Annotated in this window: 14 protein-coding genes and 2 pseudogenes; 9 read left to right on the top strand and 7 right to left on the bottom strand. The window is 45.3% G+C overall.

The features are described from left to right. The first annotated feature begins 5 nt into the window (after window positions 1–5). Complete coding sequence (locus tag ACOGW3_RS15585) at window positions 6–2,282, top strand: YecA family protein (protein ID WP_419903825.1); 2,277 nt, start codon at window positions 6–8, stop codon at window positions 2,280–2,282. Window positions 2,283–2,433: 151 nt separating this feature from the next. Then, a pseudogene (locus ACOGW3_RS15580) lies at window positions 2,434–2,568 on the top strand (recombinase family protein); the annotation flags it as partial. A 74-nt stretch (window positions 2,569–2,642) separates the two neighbouring features. On the opposite strand, the gene tnpA (ACOGW3_RS15575) reads toward ACOGW3_RS15580, so the two are convergent. Beyond that, a complete protein-coding gene (tnpA, locus tag ACOGW3_RS15575; protein ID WP_419901154.1) occupies window positions 2,643–3,077 on the bottom strand; it encodes an IS200/IS605 family transposase in 435 nt (144 codons plus the stop codon). Between the two features lie 99 nt (window positions 3,078–3,176). On the opposite strand from tnpA (ACOGW3_RS15575), the pseudogene ACOGW3_RS15570 reads away from it, so the two are divergent. Further along, window positions 3,177–3,617, top strand: a pseudogene (locus tag ACOGW3_RS15570) (recombinase family protein); the annotation flags it as partial. Between the two features lie 138 nt (window positions 3,618–3,755). Here ACOGW3_RS15570 and ACOGW3_RS15565 read toward each other — a convergent pair. Both ACOGW3_RS15565 and tnpA (ACOGW3_RS15560) read right to left on the bottom strand, forming a co-directional pair. Further along, entirely contained in the window at window positions 3,756–4,670 is a 915-nt protein-coding gene (locus tag ACOGW3_RS15565) for a LysR family transcriptional regulator (RefSeq protein WP_419903824.1), read from the bottom strand. A gap of 174 nt (window positions 4,671–4,844) precedes the next feature. Next, the gene (gene tnpA / locus ACOGW3_RS15560) at window positions 4,845–5,279 is read right to left on the bottom strand and encodes an IS200/IS605 family transposase (protein ID WP_419901154.1); all 435 of its coding nucleotides are present in this window, start codon (window positions 5,277–5,279) and stop codon (window positions 4,845–4,847) included. 165 nt (window positions 5,280–5,444) lie between these two features. Here tnpA (ACOGW3_RS15560) and ACOGW3_RS15555 point away from each other — a divergent pair, with 165 nt between their 5' ends. Next, the gene (locus ACOGW3_RS15555; RefSeq protein ID WP_419903823.1) at window positions 5,445–5,846 is read left to right on the top strand and encodes a Rid family hydrolase; all 402 of its coding nucleotides are present in this window, start codon (window positions 5,445–5,447) and stop codon (window positions 5,844–5,846) included. Window positions 5,847–5,850: 4 nt separating this feature from the next. Next, window positions 5,851–6,756 carry a PhzF family isomerase gene (locus ACOGW3_RS15550; RefSeq protein ID WP_419903822.1) on the top strand — a complete coding sequence of 302 codons (906 nt, stop codon included), beginning with the start codon at window positions 5,851–5,853 and terminating at the stop codon, window positions 6,754–6,756. Window positions 6,757–6,931: 175 nt separating this feature from the next. On the opposite strand, the gene msrP is transcribed toward ACOGW3_RS15550, so the two are convergent. Further along, window positions 6,932–7,939: a protein-methionine-sulfoxide reductase catalytic subunit MsrP gene (msrP, locus tag ACOGW3_RS15545; protein ID WP_419903821.1), complete on the bottom strand. Its 1,008-nt coding sequence runs from the start codon at window positions 7,937–7,939 to the stop codon at window positions 6,932–6,934. Window positions 7,940–8,162: 223 nt separating this feature from the next. Then, window positions 8,163–9,368 (bottom strand): pyridoxal phosphate-dependent aminotransferase, encoded by a 1,206-nt coding sequence (locus tag ACOGW3_RS15540; RefSeq protein ID WP_419903820.1) that lies wholly within the window; start codon window positions 9,366–9,368, stop codon window positions 8,163–8,165. Window positions 9,369–9,765: 397 nt separating this feature from the next. Here ACOGW3_RS15540 and ACOGW3_RS15535 point away from each other — a divergent pair, with 397 nt between their 5' ends. Next, window positions 9,766–9,966, top strand: coding sequence for a hypothetical protein (locus ACOGW3_RS15535; RefSeq protein ID WP_419903819.1), 201 nt, complete (start codon window positions 9,766–9,768; stop codon window positions 9,964–9,966). Window positions 9,967–10,033: 67 nt separating this feature from the next. Here the strand turns inward: ACOGW3_RS15535 and ACOGW3_RS15530 are convergent, their stop codons facing one another. Together ACOGW3_RS15530 and ACOGW3_RS15525 are read right to left on the bottom strand one after the other, a co-directional pair. Then, a complete protein-coding gene (locus ACOGW3_RS15530; protein ID WP_419903818.1) occupies window positions 10,034–10,567 on the bottom strand; it encodes a carboxymuconolactone decarboxylase family protein in 534 nt (177 codons plus the stop codon). A 107-nt stretch (window positions 10,568–10,674) separates the two neighbouring features. Continuing rightward, the gene (locus ACOGW3_RS15525) at window positions 10,675–11,214 is read right to left on the bottom strand and encodes a peroxiredoxin (RefSeq protein WP_419903817.1); all 540 of its coding nucleotides are present in this window, start codon (window positions 11,212–11,214) and stop codon (window positions 10,675–10,677) included. A 267-nt stretch (window positions 11,215–11,481) separates the two neighbouring features. Between ACOGW3_RS15525 and ACOGW3_RS15520 the strand changes: the two genes are divergently transcribed. The 3 genes from ACOGW3_RS15520 (at window position 11,482) to ACOGW3_RS15510 (ending at window position 16,153) form a co-directional block, all read left to right on the top strand. Beyond that, entirely contained in the window at window positions 11,482–12,735 is a 1,254-nt protein-coding gene (locus ACOGW3_RS15520; protein WP_419903816.1) for a diaminopropionate ammonia-lyase, read from the top strand. Window positions 12,736–12,775: 40 nt separating this feature from the next. Then, window positions 12,776–14,911 (top strand): excinuclease ABC subunit UvrB, encoded by a 2,136-nt coding sequence (gene uvrB / locus ACOGW3_RS15515; RefSeq protein WP_419903815.1) that lies wholly within the window; start codon window positions 12,776–12,778, stop codon window positions 14,909–14,911. 111 nt (window positions 14,912–15,022) lie between these two features. Next, complete coding sequence (locus tag ACOGW3_RS15510; protein ID WP_419903814.1) at window positions 15,023–16,153, top strand: histidine kinase dimerization/phospho-acceptor domain-containing protein; 1,131 nt, start codon at window positions 15,023–15,025, stop codon at window positions 16,151–16,153. Window positions 16,154–16,194 lie beyond the last annotated feature (41 nt).

Genomic DNA, 16,194 nt, shown 5'->3' with positions numbered 1-16,194 from the left:
ATCTTGTGTCCAAAAAACTGTTAAATACCTGTCTCGACTTTATTCAAACGTATGGTTTTGATTCGAGTGTATTTTATGAATATTTTTTATCCGTAAAATCGGACCTGTTAAGTGATGACAAGATAGCAAAAACTTTGATTCTAGGCATATCTAAAGAGGGAAAATCCGAAGAAACGAGGTTCAGTGATTTATTCACCCGCCTTCTAGATGAAGCCCGGATGGACGTTGAGAATGATGGTCTTTACGGTAAAACTTTCCTGGAAAGCTCTGAGGTCGCTCTTAAGTCCCTGCAGGCAAAAAAGAGCTTTGAGTATCACACTCATATGAACTTGGTCGAATGTTATGGAAGGGCAAGCCTAAAAGTACCTGAAGTCCTGATTTTTGATTTAAATTCGGACTTTGATACACCTGAATTTCCAACTCCATTGCCCGCCGACCTGGAACAGATGTTGACCTCTCTCCAGGAAGAGGGTGGGACATCGTATGATTTCTATCTTGCTTTGAATAATGCCTCCTCGGCTTTCCCGAGCGATGCACAAGCTGGGTTTGCCCGTTATGTTTCAACAATGGAAAATCCTGCATTTGAACGACTAGCATTGTATTGGTTGCTGGACCGAACACCTTTAATACGTGAATCTGCGGCTATGGGGTTGGCTGACAACGCGGCATTAGCCAAACTTCATCCCGAAACTCTTCAATATATGCCTATGCTACGCAGTTGGATGGGTTCTGGCCGGGCGCGGAATATAATAGATAACGCATTAAAAAATGCACGGCGCAAAGAAATTTCAGGGGCTATTGAAAATCAGGTTGCTATACAAATCCATGAGAGGAGGGCCAGTGTCGTTGACGGGGTAGGATCGCAAAGCCTTTCTATTCTGGCACAGAACGGACAAAACGTGACAGTTTCCATGTTACTTACAAAAATGGGGCATGGAATTAAAGATGCATTTGTCATTCCCTGCGACAGTCTCAAAGAAGCTCATGGAATTTTGGAGAAAGTAAGTTCGCACTCTCCAGGCTTTCTAATAGACCAACAAACACTTGAATTAATTTTACAGTCAGCATTGGCAGATGGGCTTGAACATAAGGCCCTACCAGCACCTGGCTTATTGGACGTTGTGGAACAGTGCGGACTTTTCTCTTTAAAACCTCAAGCCACATCAGTACAGGCATGGATGGAATATGTAGACCCACAAGGTGAAATAAGTGACGCGTCTCCGCAAAAACGGGGTCGCCTGGTTAATGGCGAAGACACCTGGCACAGACTCTTTCCTTTGACTGATTGCTGGTTTGAAGACAATGAAACCACCAGAGCTATTGTCTCATCAACCGGTTCAGAGCGCACAATTGAAACCAAACTCTGGAAATATCTGGAAACACGCCGGGAAATCTGGGCGCAACGAATGTTACAAACCGCAGCAATGCTGAAAGACGATCAACAAAATCCTGACTGGAAATGTTTGGCTGCCGCTGCATTCCAACTCATCAATCAGAAGGCTCTCCGTAAAATTCCTGTAATGCGAGAGATCCTCTACACAACAATTGATGCTGCAGAAGAAAAATTGCTTCAGCAACCGAGATCAACATTGTTGTATCACGATGACGATAGTCCAGAACTGTATAGCCCCTTAGGGGATGCTTTAGTGAATAATTTATCCTTTATTACAGATGGTGAATATTCCGACCAAGATGCTTCCACAATTTCAGACTGGTTTGATGTCGCGTTTGACGAGTTCGAAAAAGACCTGTTATTTGAGGAGCTTAATGACTGTGAGAAACAAAATGGATATTTCATGATCAGCTGTTTCTACGATTTTTGTTATGGTTACCATTTGGCAGGACCTGCAGATATCGATGAATATATAATAGATGACGTGTGTTTGGATATCATGCCGCGGAAAGTATCGGCGAGTGCTGAAATGTTTGCAACTTTCGCTCCGACGATAACTCGGTTTTTTACATGGAGCGAACAGCAAGGTTTTTTATCAAAGACAAAAGCTTTGCAAAAACATATTGCAAAAATTTCTCCAAAAATGATTAAGAAATCTGAAGATCCTGGAAACTGGGGAATGGCGAAATCCATGGTGTTTGGAAATTCCCCAGATGGTGAGCTAACCGAAGGTGATTTACTTGAACACCTTACAAATATGATCCCTCATGATCCTGACCTTTTCGCTGAAGACACCATCCCGCTTGAGAGAACAAGTCCTAAAGTTGGACGCAATGACCCTTGCCCATGCGGTAGTGGCAAGAAATACAAAAAATGCTGTTTGAACTGAGCAGATTTAGAAGTGTGGGTTTTGGGTATACTCCAGCCTGACGTCAGGTGCATAATCTGATACTTGTCAGTATAGGATCAATTGTTCTATTTGTTGACACAAGGTGCTCAGGGTCATAGATTCTTTCCTGACAGTTTTGAGGAAAGAATCTATGATTGGTCAGCGCATCGGCTACATTCGGGTAAGCACCTATGAACAGAACCCGGAACGACAACTGGAAAACCTCAAACTTGACCGTGTTTTTACAGATAGTGCATCTGGCAAGGATGTTAATCGCCCCCAGTTAAATGACCCCCGGCAAAGCCGGGGGCTTAAGCGGGTGAGCCCCTTAAAGGGGCAAATTGGGAACCGCTAAAGCGGTTATGGATTGAATATATCCATTTGGTCAAAGTACTTATCACGCTCTTCTTGCGTTCTGATATACTCCCTCACCATCTGTTCATCGAGCCCTACAGTTGAGACGAAATATCCACGGGCCCAAAAATTTTCACCCTTGAAATTCCGTGCTTTATTTTTGAATTTTCGAGCTATGGCAATCGCGCTTTTTCCTTTTAGGTATCCAACGACTTTTGAAACAGCATGTTTGGGCGGTATGCTGATACACATGTGAATGTGATCCGGCATCAAATGGCCCTCCTCAATCTTACTTTCGCGATGCCCGGCCAGTTCATGGAAAATTTCACCAAGATACTGACGTAGGTTGCCATAGATAACTTTTTGCCTGCGTTTAGGGATGAAAACCACGTGGTATTTACAATCCCATCTCGTATGTGCAAGGCTTTTGTAATCTCTCATCGGCTAATTCCTTTGTTATTTTGGTCAATAAACAAAGAAATGTAAGACCGTGGGAACGGTCAAACCATTGAGAGTCCCCCGGCATAGCCGGGGGTTTACCGGATTAAATTAGATGAACTCTTAAAATTTGTCAGGATCGGTGACACAGTCGTTGTTCACAGTATGGATCGCTTGGCTCGAAATCTTGATGACCTGCGTCGGATTGTACAATCTCTGACAAGCCGTGAAGTTCGTATAGAGTTTATCAAGGAAGGTTTGACCTTCACGGGCGAGGACTCACCAATGGCGACTTTGATGTTATCGGTTATGGGAGCATTTGCAGAGTTTGAACGCTCTTTGATCCATGAACGGCAACGTGAAGGCATTGAGTTGGCTAAAAAACGAGGCGCGTATCGAGGAAGAAAGAAGGCACTCTCATCGGATCAGGTCTGCGATCTGAAAAAACGAGTGGCATCTGGCGTAACAAAATCACAGGTTGCACGAGACTTTTGTATCAGTCGAGAAACTTTGTATCAATACCTTCGGTTGGAAGACGGATAAGCAGCAGTGCTGAATCTTTGTTCTCTATATGTTCGTTGAGATGTCGTTTTTGGGCAGCTATGATGTCATTAGGCCTGTTTGACTTGCCTCCAAGCCTTTGTGCTTGGAGGTTTTTTTTTGCTTTATCGATTCTTCGAGTTATTCGGATTTTCCAAAATCATTCCGGTGTTGTTTTACAGTATCAGTTAACCAGTCCCAAAAGAGCCTAACTCTACTCGATCTCAGGTTGGTCTCGTGCGCTATAATATATTGTGGAAAACGCAGTTGTGGCAAAGCAGGTGTTATTTGACCGAGTTCCGTAAAACGCCCCCCTTCTATAACAGGTAACACACCAAGACCGATCCCATTGATCATTGCTTCCAATTGGGAGTAGCGCCGCATAACTCTTAACCGAGGTGGCCTTTTTGCCAATAGAGGCATCAACCATTGCATATAGGGATAATGGGACATTCGTTCATCGTGAACCACCCAATCATAATTAGCCCAATTATAATTCTCCCAGTCAAAATCTGATAAATCCCGAGTTACATGAAAGGGGTGTCTCGCAAGGTATCCATGCCCTGCAAAGATTGCCATGTCAGCATGGACCAGCTTCTTCACCTTTAGCGCACCGGTTTCAGGCAATCTGCTACGGATGGCGATGTCTGCTTCCCCGCGCGAAAGATTTACATAATCCGAAGAATCATCGAGTTCGATCCTAAGTTCGGGGTAACGTAGGTAGAGATCAGGTAAATGCGCCACGATGAAAGAGTGCATCGGGCTTCCGCAACTAATCCTAACGACACCACGAAGACCGGTAGACTCTCTGGCTGTTGATTTGAAACGTCCTGCTGCACGCTCCATTGCTTCGGCATGTTCGACAAGCTCTTCACCTCGCGGGGTAAGAACGACACCCTGCGCACTCTTATCGAACAGACGCCCTCCAAGCGTACTCTCCAAGCCTTGGATACGACGACCAATTGTTGGATGTGTCAATCCAAGTTCCCGCGCAGCACTTGCATATGAGCCCGCTGCCGCCACTGCCAAGAATATTTTGGCGTCATCCCAATTCACAAGACACCTCCTCTTGAGCGACTTTACTATAAAGACAACTCACTCGCTGTATATTTTTGTACAGGTAATTACAATAACCTTCATTGATGAACTTCAGTTAAATGACCCCCGGCAAAGCCGGGGGCTTAAGCGGGTGAGCCCCTTAAAGGGGCAAATTGGGAACCGCTAAAGCGGTTATGGATTGAATATATCCATTTGGTCAAAGTACTTATCACGCTCTTCTTGCGTTCTGATATACTCCCTCACCATCTGTTCATCGAGCCCTACAGTTGAGACGAAATATCCACGGGCCCAAAAATTTTCACCCTTGAAATTCCGTGCTTTATTTTTGAATTTTCGAGCTATGGCAATCGCGCTTTTTCCTTTTAGGTATCCAACGACTTTTGAAACAGCATGTTTGGGCGGTATGCTGATACACATGTGAATGTGATCCGGCATCAAATGGCCCTCCTCAATCTTACTTTCGCGATGCCCGGCCAGTTCATGGAAAATTTCACCAAGATACTGACGTAGGTTGCCATAGATAACTTTTTGCCTGCGTTTAGGGATGAAAACCACGTGGTATTTACAATCCCATCTCGTATGTGCAAGGCTTTTGTAATCTCTCATCGGCTAATTCCTTTGTTATTTTGGTCAATAAACAAAGAAATGTAAGACCGTGGGAACGGTCAAACCATTGAGAGTCCCCCGGCATAGCCGGGGGTTTACCGGATTAAATTAACAACCATACTTGCACATGGATTGATAACAACAAATCATGGAGCAAGCTCAAAGATGAGTACTCAACTTACCAAAATTACAACGAACAAAGCAGCTGCTCCCCTCGGGCATTATGCCCAAGCTATTTTGTGCCACGATATCCTGTATTTATCACTCCAGCTCGGTATTACACCCGAAAATCCAGATCTTCCACCCGGGGATATCTCCAGACAAACCACCCAGGTCCTCGATAATGTTTCTGAGATTCTCCTTGCTGGAAACAGTGATCTTTCACAAACCATCAAGGTCAACATCTACCTCTCGGACATCAAACACTGGGAAATCGTCGATAAGGTATACCGTCAAAGATTGGGTAATCACACCCCTGCGCGTAGCGTAATCCCTTGCTCAAAATTACACCGGGGCTATGACGTAGGCCTTGAAGTCACTGCCTTGCAGAGATCGGTTGGGGCATAAAATCATGAGTAACCTAGAAGGCTTGATCATTTATCAGGTGGATGCTTTTACCCATGCTAAATTTTCTGGAAATCCCGCTGGTGTTGTCCCTGATGCTGACCGCTTAACAAATCAACAGATGCAATCCATTGCCCGGGAACTCAACAATTCGGAAACGGTTTTTATCCTCAAGCCGGATGGTGATGATCACGATCTCCGGTTACGTTATTTCACGCCCACGACAGAGGTTCCCTCTTGCGGTCACGCCACCATCGCCGCTCACTTTGTCCGCGCGCAAGAGCTGGGCATAACATCAGGCCGTGTCATGCAAAAAATCGGGACGGGCATTTTGCCCATCGACATTGAACGCAACGATAATGAAATCAGGGTTACCATGACCCAGGGAAAGCCAGAGTTCTCACCAACAATGTCAGACAAAGTTATTACCCGGATCGAAGACGCACTTGGCATAAAGAGCACAGATCGATATCAAAAACTGCCCGTCCGTATTGTTTCAACCGGACATTCCAAAGTCATGATTGCCCTAAATTCCAAGTCATGTTTACAGAGCCTTCGACCTGACCACGCTGCGTTATCAAACCTTAGCAAAGAAATTGGCTGTAACGGCTATTTCACCTTTACGCTCTCGGACCAAAATAAGAGGCCTCTTATCCACGGGCGAATGTTCGCCCCAGCGATTGGCATTGATGAAGACCCCGTTACAGGGAACGCGAATGGTCCGGTCGGAGCTTACCTTGTCGAAGAAAGGTTCCCAGATATAGAAAACGGTACCTTTCATTTTCACGCGAGACAGGGAGAGGCCATGGGGCGTCCAGGGGACGTGGAAGTCTTTGTCGAAATCAAAGATTACCGACCACAATCCGTCCGCATCAGCGGCAGCGCCGTAAATGTATTCAAAGCCGTATTATGAATAAATCTATGACAGAGAGCTTTTCTCAACCTCCCTCAAGCAATTTTTTCCTTCTTCACACATCGACTTGTAGGGAAATTGAATACGCATGAACAAATAAGGCCCCGATATAAAGACGAAGCGGAGCATGGACTGATCCATACCCCGCTTTCCATGTATACCCTGCAAATCTTATTCAGGTATAAAGGCGCTCGCCTTTGATGTTTTGGTAGAGATAGGCAATGTCTTCGGCGTAACCATTAAATGGCAACGTCGGTACACGTTCACTTTTACCTAAAGGTTGTTCGGTTGCTTGGCTCCACCTAGCGTGAGGGACTTCCGGGTTAACATTTGCCCAGAACCCATATTCAGATCCCTGAATTTCTTCCCAGAAGGAAACAGGCCTTTTATCCGTGAAAGTAAATTTGATAATAGCCTTTGTTGATTTAAAGCCATACTTCCACGGCGTCACCAAACGAAGAGGCGCTCCGTTCTGTTTTGGTAATGGTTTGCCGTAAATTCCCGTAGCTATAAAGGCGAGATCGTGAGTGGCTTCTTCGATCGTCAGGCCTTCAATATAAGGCCATGGATACCAATGAGCTTTCTGGCCCGTTGCCACATCCGGGAGGTTAAAAGTCTCCATGCGAAGATATTTCGCACTGGATAGAGGTTGCGCGAGTTCAACAAGTTTACGCAAAGGAAAGCCCGTCCAGGGAACAGCCATAGACCAAGCTTCTACACAGCGATGCCGATAAAGGCGTTCTTCAAATTCGATCTTGGAAAAGAGATCGTCAATATCGAGATTCATTTCCTTTTCGACCATCCCATCTATGGCAATAGACCAAGGGCGGATCTGCAAGGATTGTGCTTTTTCATGTATGTTCTTTGAAGAACCGAATTCATAATAATTGTTATAAGTCGTCGCCAACTCTTCCAGGCTGAGTTCACGATCCAACTTGTAGGTATCGTTACGAGAAGCCGGATAGTATTTAGCACTCGGATCCAGGCTACTTTTCAACGTCTTATCAGGTGCTGCTGCAGTAGCCTCTGCACTTTGCTCTTCACACCCAGCAAGCATTCCTGCGGAAAGAGCCACTGAGCCCAGTGCCGCGTTCTTGATAAAACGGCGGCGATTCAAATAAACGCTTTCGGATGTGGCCTGATTTTCTTTCAGTTCCCAACGTTTGCGTAACTTGATTAACATTATCTATCCCTCTGTCTAGTTCCACCTACAGAGATAACCCCTCAGGTTCTCACGAACAAATCACCCCTTCGCGAGATACCTGTGTTTTTGCCTTGAACTAAGAGATATACACAAAAAAGGGCACATCAGATGATGCGCCCTTTCTATTATAAAGACCAGATTAGCTCGCAAGGATGTGAAGAGTTGATTTTAACTATTCACAAGGTCTCACGAACACGTCGGTTTAACCGTTCAATGCTTCACACGCACGTTTGATGCGCTCGCAAGCTTCTTTCAAAGCTTCTGTCGATGTTGCGTAAGAAATACGGAAATAAGGGGAAAGGCCAAAGGCTTGTCCCTGAACCGCCGCAACATCTGCACTTTCAAGCAAATATGTTACAAAATCACCATCAGAGGAGATTTGTTTTCCATCGGGTGTTGTCTTACCGATTGTACCTTCACAAGAAGGATAGACATAAAATGCTCCCTCTGGCTTGGAGCAATTAATGCCAGGGCAATCGTTGAGTAGATCAACAACCATGTCACGACGTGCTTTAAATACATCGTTGTGCTTGGCAATAAAGCCCTGATCACCACGTATCGCTTCAACCGCAGCAGCCTGACTGACAGAGCAAGGGTTCGACGTGCTTTGTGACTGAATTTTAGCCATCGCTTTGATCAGGGCAGTTGGCCCGCCACAATAACCAATACGCCAGCCTGTCATACAATAGGCTTTAGAAACACCGTTCATGGTCAGAGTGCGATCATAAAGAGACGGTTCAACCTGTGCTGGAGTTACGAATTCAAAATCATCGTAAACCAGCTTTTCATACATATCGTCAGTCAGGATCATTACGTGTTCATGACGTTTGAGAACGTCCGTAAGCGCCTTCATTTCATCATAAGAATAGGCCGCCCCTGTAGGATTTGACGGGCTGTTCAGAAGGACCCACTTGGTCTTGTCAGTAATCGCTTCTTCAAGGTCATCAGCCTGTAGCTTGAAACCGTTGCTCTGCATGCAGGGAACCGCAACCGGCTCACCATCGGCAAGCAATACCATGTCAGGATAAGATACCCAGAACGGCGCAGGAATGATAACTTCATCGCCGGGGTTTAGGGTTGCCATGAAAGCATTGTAAAGGATCTGCTTGCCACCAGTTGCAACTGAAATCTGCTCAGGCTTATAGTCGAGACCATTATCCCGCTTGAACTTTTCACAGATGGCAGCCTTGAGTTTTGGCGTACCATCAACTGCGGTGTAACGGGTGTCACCACCCTTAATGGCAGTAATAGCGGCAGCTTTAATGTTGTCCGGGGTTTCAAAATCCGGTTCACCAGCGCCAAGGCCAATTACGTCACGGCCTGCAGCTTTGAGCTCACGGGCTTTTGTGGTTACAGCAATAGTTGGAGAGGGTTTGATTCGCGAGAGGCGATCCGCAAGTTGCGGCATGACCTTATGCTCCTGTTGTTTCGCCGACTCTAGAAAGGATAACTAGATCGGGCTTACGAGTTTCAAGACGGGGTTATGCACAGCGGCACCGTAATATAACCGACACAGTGATCGCAACTGTGAATCTGCATTTGGCGGTACTTTATACGATCTATAACCCGCGAGTAGTAACCTACAGATGTAATTCCAAGGTTAGCTAAGTGCCTAATTGCAACACTAACACAGTCAGTTAGAGGTCAGAAAAAACACCAAATTGCCTTATTTCCTCTAAACAACTGTCACAGTTGATCTCTACTTAGGTAGCCTAGCAGAGTTTGTTTGACTGAATTTTCCCAGATTAAGAATCTCAACAGAATTTAATTACAGCCCCGAGACGATTTTATAAGGAGTGCGCGGGATGCACAGAACTGGATATGTCCGCGATACATACAAAGGTAATGACCGAAGAACCGGCCTTTTGAGTCTGACAATACTACTGGTTGCCCTTCTTTCCATCTCTACCGTTTCGGTTTCACTTGCTGCAATCCTTTCGCCTGAGAAATTTCTCGCGGAGCGAATGATCGATTCTGATAATAATGGGCCGAACAAAACCCCCTAATTTTACAAACAAATAAAGGGGCAAAACTGCCCCTTTATTAATGCCGAGCTCTGGTGAGATATTTTGCTTAACCTGCCAGAGCGTCTTCACCATCGAATGTGGCAGCAAGTGCGTGCATTACCGCAGCTATACGAATGGCATCCTGAATACCTTCTTTCGATATACCACCACCCGCGACTTGTTTTTCATGGGATTCGATACACATACCGCAGCCATTAATTGAAGACACCGCCAGTGACCAAAGCTCGAAATCAATCTTATCAACACCAGGACGACCGATAACGTTCATGCGCAGGCGCGCAGGAAGCTTGAGATAATCTTCGTTGCCGCTGAGATGGGCAAAACGATAATAAATATTATTCATACCCATTATTGACGCTGCCGACTTTGCAGCCCCATAAGCCTCTGGAGATAGTTTCTCTTTTGCTTCCGCATCAATCGCTTTGATTACAAAGGCATTTCGACTTGCCAAAGCAGAAGCAAGAGCTGTGCCCCAGATCTGTTGCTCGTTGAGAGTAGTCGAAGTCAAAACATTGGTAATGTTCAGCTTCAGATCCTTTGCATAATCCGGAACTGCGGATTTCAGATCATTAATAGACATGAGATTATCCTTTTACCAAGGTATGTTGGACGGAATTTATATTGAATCTTTCAACAAAAAAGGCGGGCTCGGTTTCCCGTACCCGCCTTTTTATTGAGCAAAATTTCTTAAGCGACTTTAAGAACTTCGTCACCTTTGTTCCAGTTGCACGGGCAGAGTTCGTCAGTCTGCAATGCATCCAGGATACGAAGAGTTTCTTGTGGGTTACGACCAACGTTTAGACCATTAACACCAACGTGCTGAATGATACCGTCTGGATCAACAACGAAAGTTGCACGAAGAGCAACACCAGCGTCGGCATCCAAAATACCAAGGCCTTCACAAAGCTCACGCTTGATGTCTGAAACCATTGGGAATGGAAGATCGTTGAGATCTTCGTGATCTTTACGCCAAGCCATGTGAACGAAGTCACTGTCAGTGGAAACACCCAGGATCTGCGCGTCACGGTCTTCGAACTCTTCGTTCAGAGCGCCAAAAGCAGCAATCTCAGTTGGGCAGATGAATGTGAAATCTTTTGGCCAGAAGAAAACAACTTTCCATTTGCCTTCGTAGCTTTTGTCTGAGATTTCAACAAACCCGTTTACTGGGCTATTAGATACAACACCTGTCAGAGCGAACTCTGGAAATTTATCACCAATCGTAAGCATTAGTTCGTACTAGTCCTTATAGTCATGCTCACGTTGTGAGCGCCGGATACAATGTGTAAATATGTGATTGCGCATTGCCCCGCGCTAAGGGTATTTTCATGATGCGAACTTAATAGGCCGCTGATTGAAAAGTCAAGATCTTTTTAGAATAATTCTATTTTACAACTAGCCCCACTATTAGACTAATTTCTCTATACTTTTTGCTTTACAGGGAAAAGGGCTAACTGTTGAAAACAGTGACATATTAAGAAAGACAAGACACAGTACATGGACAACTCACTCTCTCCTTGGAAAAGATCCCAATTTAACCTTTTACCCAATCCGGATGCAGAACGAAGCCTCGTATATAGCGAAAAACTCCGTGACATCATTTCCAAGGAAAACTGCCAAGAAGCTCATCAAGAAATCCAAAGCTGGCCGGGATATGAAGTTAGCGAATTAATTTCTCTACCTCACCTTGCCAACATACTTAATCTCGTGGACATCAGTTTCAAGGATGAAAGCAAAAGATTTGGCCTTGGAAGTTTTAAGTCTCTTGGCGGTGCCTATGCTGTGTTCAAACATATCCAGAGCATCGTTGAAAAAAGAACTGGTTTGCAAATTGATTCTGATATTTTGCGATCAGAGAAATACAAAGAGATTACTTCACAGATAACAGTAACAACGGCTACAGACGGTAACCACGGCAGATCCGTCGCGTGGGGTGCCCAGCTATTTGGTTGCTCCGCAGTTATTTACGTACCTTCCAGTTGCAGTAAAGAGCGCATAGAGGCGATCAGAGAATTTGGCGCTCAGGTGATCCAAAGTAATTTGAATTACGATGATACCGTTCGTCTTTGCGCTGAAACCGGGCACAAAGAGGGACATCAGGTTATTTCTGATACCTCTTGGGCAGATTATACAAAAATCCCCTCTCAAGTTATGCAGGGATATAGCCTGATTGCCGAAGAGGCCATTATCGAATATTTCACCCGCAGTTTTCGTGAGGCGGTCCCCCCCAGCCATATTTTCATCCAAGCCGGTGTTGGTGGATTAGCTGCAGCGATTACGGGTTATCTATGGGATCTTTTGGACTACAAACGACCCGTCATCGTCATAGTTGAGCCGGAAAATGCCGCCTGTCTTTTTGCTTCTGCTGCAGAGGGTACTCTTACCAAGGCTTCTGGAGATAAAGATACAGGAGAAATACACACTATAATGGCCGGGCTTGATTGTGGTGAGGCCTCTCCTATCGCATGGGATATTTTGTCTAAAGGGGCAGATTTTTTCATGACTGTACCAGATGACATTACAGCTCCTTCCATGCAGCTTCTTGCAAATTCCCCCTTTGGTGACCCAACAATCACAGCTGGGGAATCCAGTGTGGCAGGACTGGCAGCACTGATTATGACAGCCAGTCACGAGGAAAGTCGGCAAACCCTTGGCTTGTCTCCTGATTCACGTATTCTCTTAGTTAATAGTGAGGGCGCAATGGATAAAGCCCTTTACCATAAACTTGTCGTTGAAGAGCTGAGCGGCTAATTCTACATCAACAGTTTCCAAGCCGATACCGAGAACACAAATGACTTCTTCGCTGATTGAACGCGCAACAGACAGTTTCTTTAAAGATGATTCAAAGCCTTTCCGTCTTGAATCAGAATATTCGCCATCGGGGGATCAACCTCAAGCGATCAAGGAACTCTGCGGCGGCCTAGACGAAGGCGAAAGAAGTCAGGTCCTTCTAGGTGTAACTGGTTCGGGCAAAACCTTTACCATGGCGCAGACAATCCAGAAGCTACAAAGACCTGCTTTGGTTCTCGCCCATAACAAAACCCTCGCCGCTCAGCTTTACACCGAAATGAAGGGTTTCTTTCCGGACAACGCGGTTGAGTACTTCGTCTCTTACTACGATTACTATCAGCCAGAGGCCTACGTTGCCCGAACGGACACCTACATCGAAAAAGATAGCTCTATAAACGAGCAAATCGATCGGATGCGCCATTCGGCCACCCGAGCTTTATTTGAACGGGATGACGTTATCATCGTGGCATCAGTATCGTGCATCTACGGTATTGGCTCACCCGAAACTTACGCTCAGATGACTTTAGGCCTCAAGGTCGGTCAAGAAGTCGATATGCGCGACATCTTAAAATCATTGGTCGAGTTACAATACGCGCGTAACGACATCGCTTTTGGCCGCGGCACTTTTAGAGTCCGCGGCGATACACTTGAGATATTCCCTGCACACTATGAAAGTCGTGCTTGGCGGGTTTCTATGTTCGGCGATGAAATTGAAACGGTACAGGAATTTGATCCCCTTACCGGCGAAAAAACGGCAGAGCTTGAAGGTATTAGAGTTTATGCCAACAGCCACTACGTAACACCACGCCCAACCCTGCTCCAAGCGGCCAAGGGCATCAAGGCCGACCTGAAAGTCCAACTCGCAAAATTCAATGAAGAAAACAAACTCCTAGAGGCTCAACGGCTTGAGCAACGAACGATTTTTGACCTTGAAATGATAGAGGCCACTGGCGCCTGCGCAGGTATTGAAAATTACTCGCGATATCTCACTGGTCGCGCTCCTGGCGAGCCACCACCGACCCTATTTGAATACCTGCCGGATAATGCCCTTCTTTTTGTTGATGAAAGTCACGTCACAATTGGTCAGCTAAACGGCATGTACAATGGTGACTTTGCCCGTAAATCCAATCTATCCGAATTTGGTTTCCGCCTACCTTCGTGTATTGATAACCGTCCGCTCAAATTTCAGGAATGGGAGGCTATGCGTCCCCAAACCGTATTTGTATCCGCGACACCTGGTCCCTGGGAATTAAACGAAACCGACGGTGTTTTTGCGGAACAGATTATCCGACCTACGGGCTTGCTTGACCCCGTTTGTGAAATACGACCAATCGAAACTCAGGTTGATGACCTTATTAAAGAGTGTCAGGACGTTGTCAGTCGCAACATGCGTATACTGGTCACCACTCTGACTAAACGCATGGCTGAAGATCTTACAGAATACCTCCACGAGGCAAATTTAAAGGTCCGTTATATCCACTCGGATATCGATACCCTTGAGCGCATAGACATCATCCGCGACCTTAGAAAAGGCATCTTTGATGTTCTGGTTGGCATCAACCTGCTCCGCGAGGGCCTGGATATACCTGAATGCGGTCTGGTATGTATTCTTGATGCGGATAAAGAAGGCTTCCTTCGTTCTGAGACCGCTCTTGTCCAAACAATTGGCCGTGCCGCGCGTAACGTGGATGGCAAAGTAATTCTTTATGCCGATAAAATGACACGCTCTCTAACCCGGGCGCTGGAAGAAACAAATCGACGTAGAGAAAAACAACAGTCCTACAACGAAATGCATGGTATTACGCCGGCATCTGTTCGCAAAAAAATTGATGACATTCTCGGGTCTGTCTATGAAAGCGATCACGTTACTGTAGACCTTAAAGACTCAAGTGCCCCCCATATGGTGGGCCATAACTTGAAGTCTTATATCGATGATTTGACAAAACGTATGCACGAAGCAGCTGCTGACCTGGAGTTTGAAGAAGCAGCCAGAATGCGGGATGAAATCAAAAAACTTCAAGACGATGAGCTCGGAATAGCGAATTCTCCGAATTCGAACCTATCGGATCAAATGGCCATGGCTGAGGCAAAATCTAAAAGCAAAAAGTACAAAAGAGGCCGAAAAGGGAAGTCCTGACCTCATCCAACACACCTACAAGTAACAGCTTCAGCATCAAGCCAACTCCGTGGTTGTACTTCCTTTTTTTCATATACAATGATATTCTGAGCCAAATACTTGGATAAACATATGACGCTCACTGTCACAGAACACCTGCCTGAATTTCATTATTGGCAGGATTTATCTGCCTTTAACAGGCTCAGCACTGCCATTTGGGTCTTCGACATTGATGACCATAAAATTTGGTGGGGCAATGAATCAGCGCTCAAATTCTGGGAAGCAGAATCACTCACTGTTCTGATCGCACGTGACTTTTCAAGTGATTCGAATTCTGTACGGCGTAGGTTAGAGGAAATATTCTCAAATACGTCACAAGGAGAGCGGGTTGAAGAAAATTGGACCCTCTATCCCAAAGGCCATCCTAAGATGGTTATTGTTACTTTCACACCCATTCTCATTGAAAATGGGAAAAGAGCGGTATTAATTGAGGCAAGTCCACAAATAAGAGAAGAATTGGATCATAGGGCGAAACGAATTCTTGAAGCTGTCAGGCATACGCCATTGATGATCAGCACATTTGGCAGTGACGGTAAACTACTTGCTCAAAACCCTTCAGCCGCAAGGGTTTATGACATTAAAGGCAAACCCACTACCACTCTCGAAGAACGTTACAATGACCCCAATATCATAGAGAATATTCTAAATAGGCAAGAAACCGAGAAACGCTTTTGTCGGGACATTAAAATCTTAACAGCCTTTGGCTATCGTTGGCATACCCTAACGGCAGAATTTGGTCTGGACCCGGTTTCAGGCGAAAAAGTCATCGTCGCCACCGAGGAAGACATTACCGAAAGAGTGAAAGCACAAGAAGAACTCCGCCGACTAAATTTAGATTTAGAACAACGTGTATGCGAAAGAACACACAAGCTCACCCTTGCTCGGCAAGAAGCTGAAAACGCGAATAAATCAAAAGGGAATTTCCTGGCCACCATGAGCCATGAGCTTCGCACCCCTTTAAATGCAATTATCGGCTTTTCAGATATGCTTGTTCATCAAATATATGGGGTAATAAACGACAAACAGGCTTCTGCTCTCAAAGATATTCATTGTAGTGCACAACATTTATTAGAGCTCATAAACGAGTTACTGGATGCTTCTACGATTGATAGCGGTGAACTAAACCTTTTTGAGGGTTATTTTTTGCACGATCACATTGTCGAATATTGTGAAAAAAGACCAGACCTTCACTGTTCAAAATAACGATGCTTCTACAACATTTATTGCACGATCACACGATTGAT

This window comes from Kiloniella sp. (genome assembly GCF_965205715.1).
GTDB lineage: Bacteria > Pseudomonadota > Alphaproteobacteria > Kiloniellales > Kiloniellaceae > Kiloniella.
Note: the sequence above shows the minus strand (reverse complement) of the source record. Positions and strands in the feature narration are given on the sequence as shown.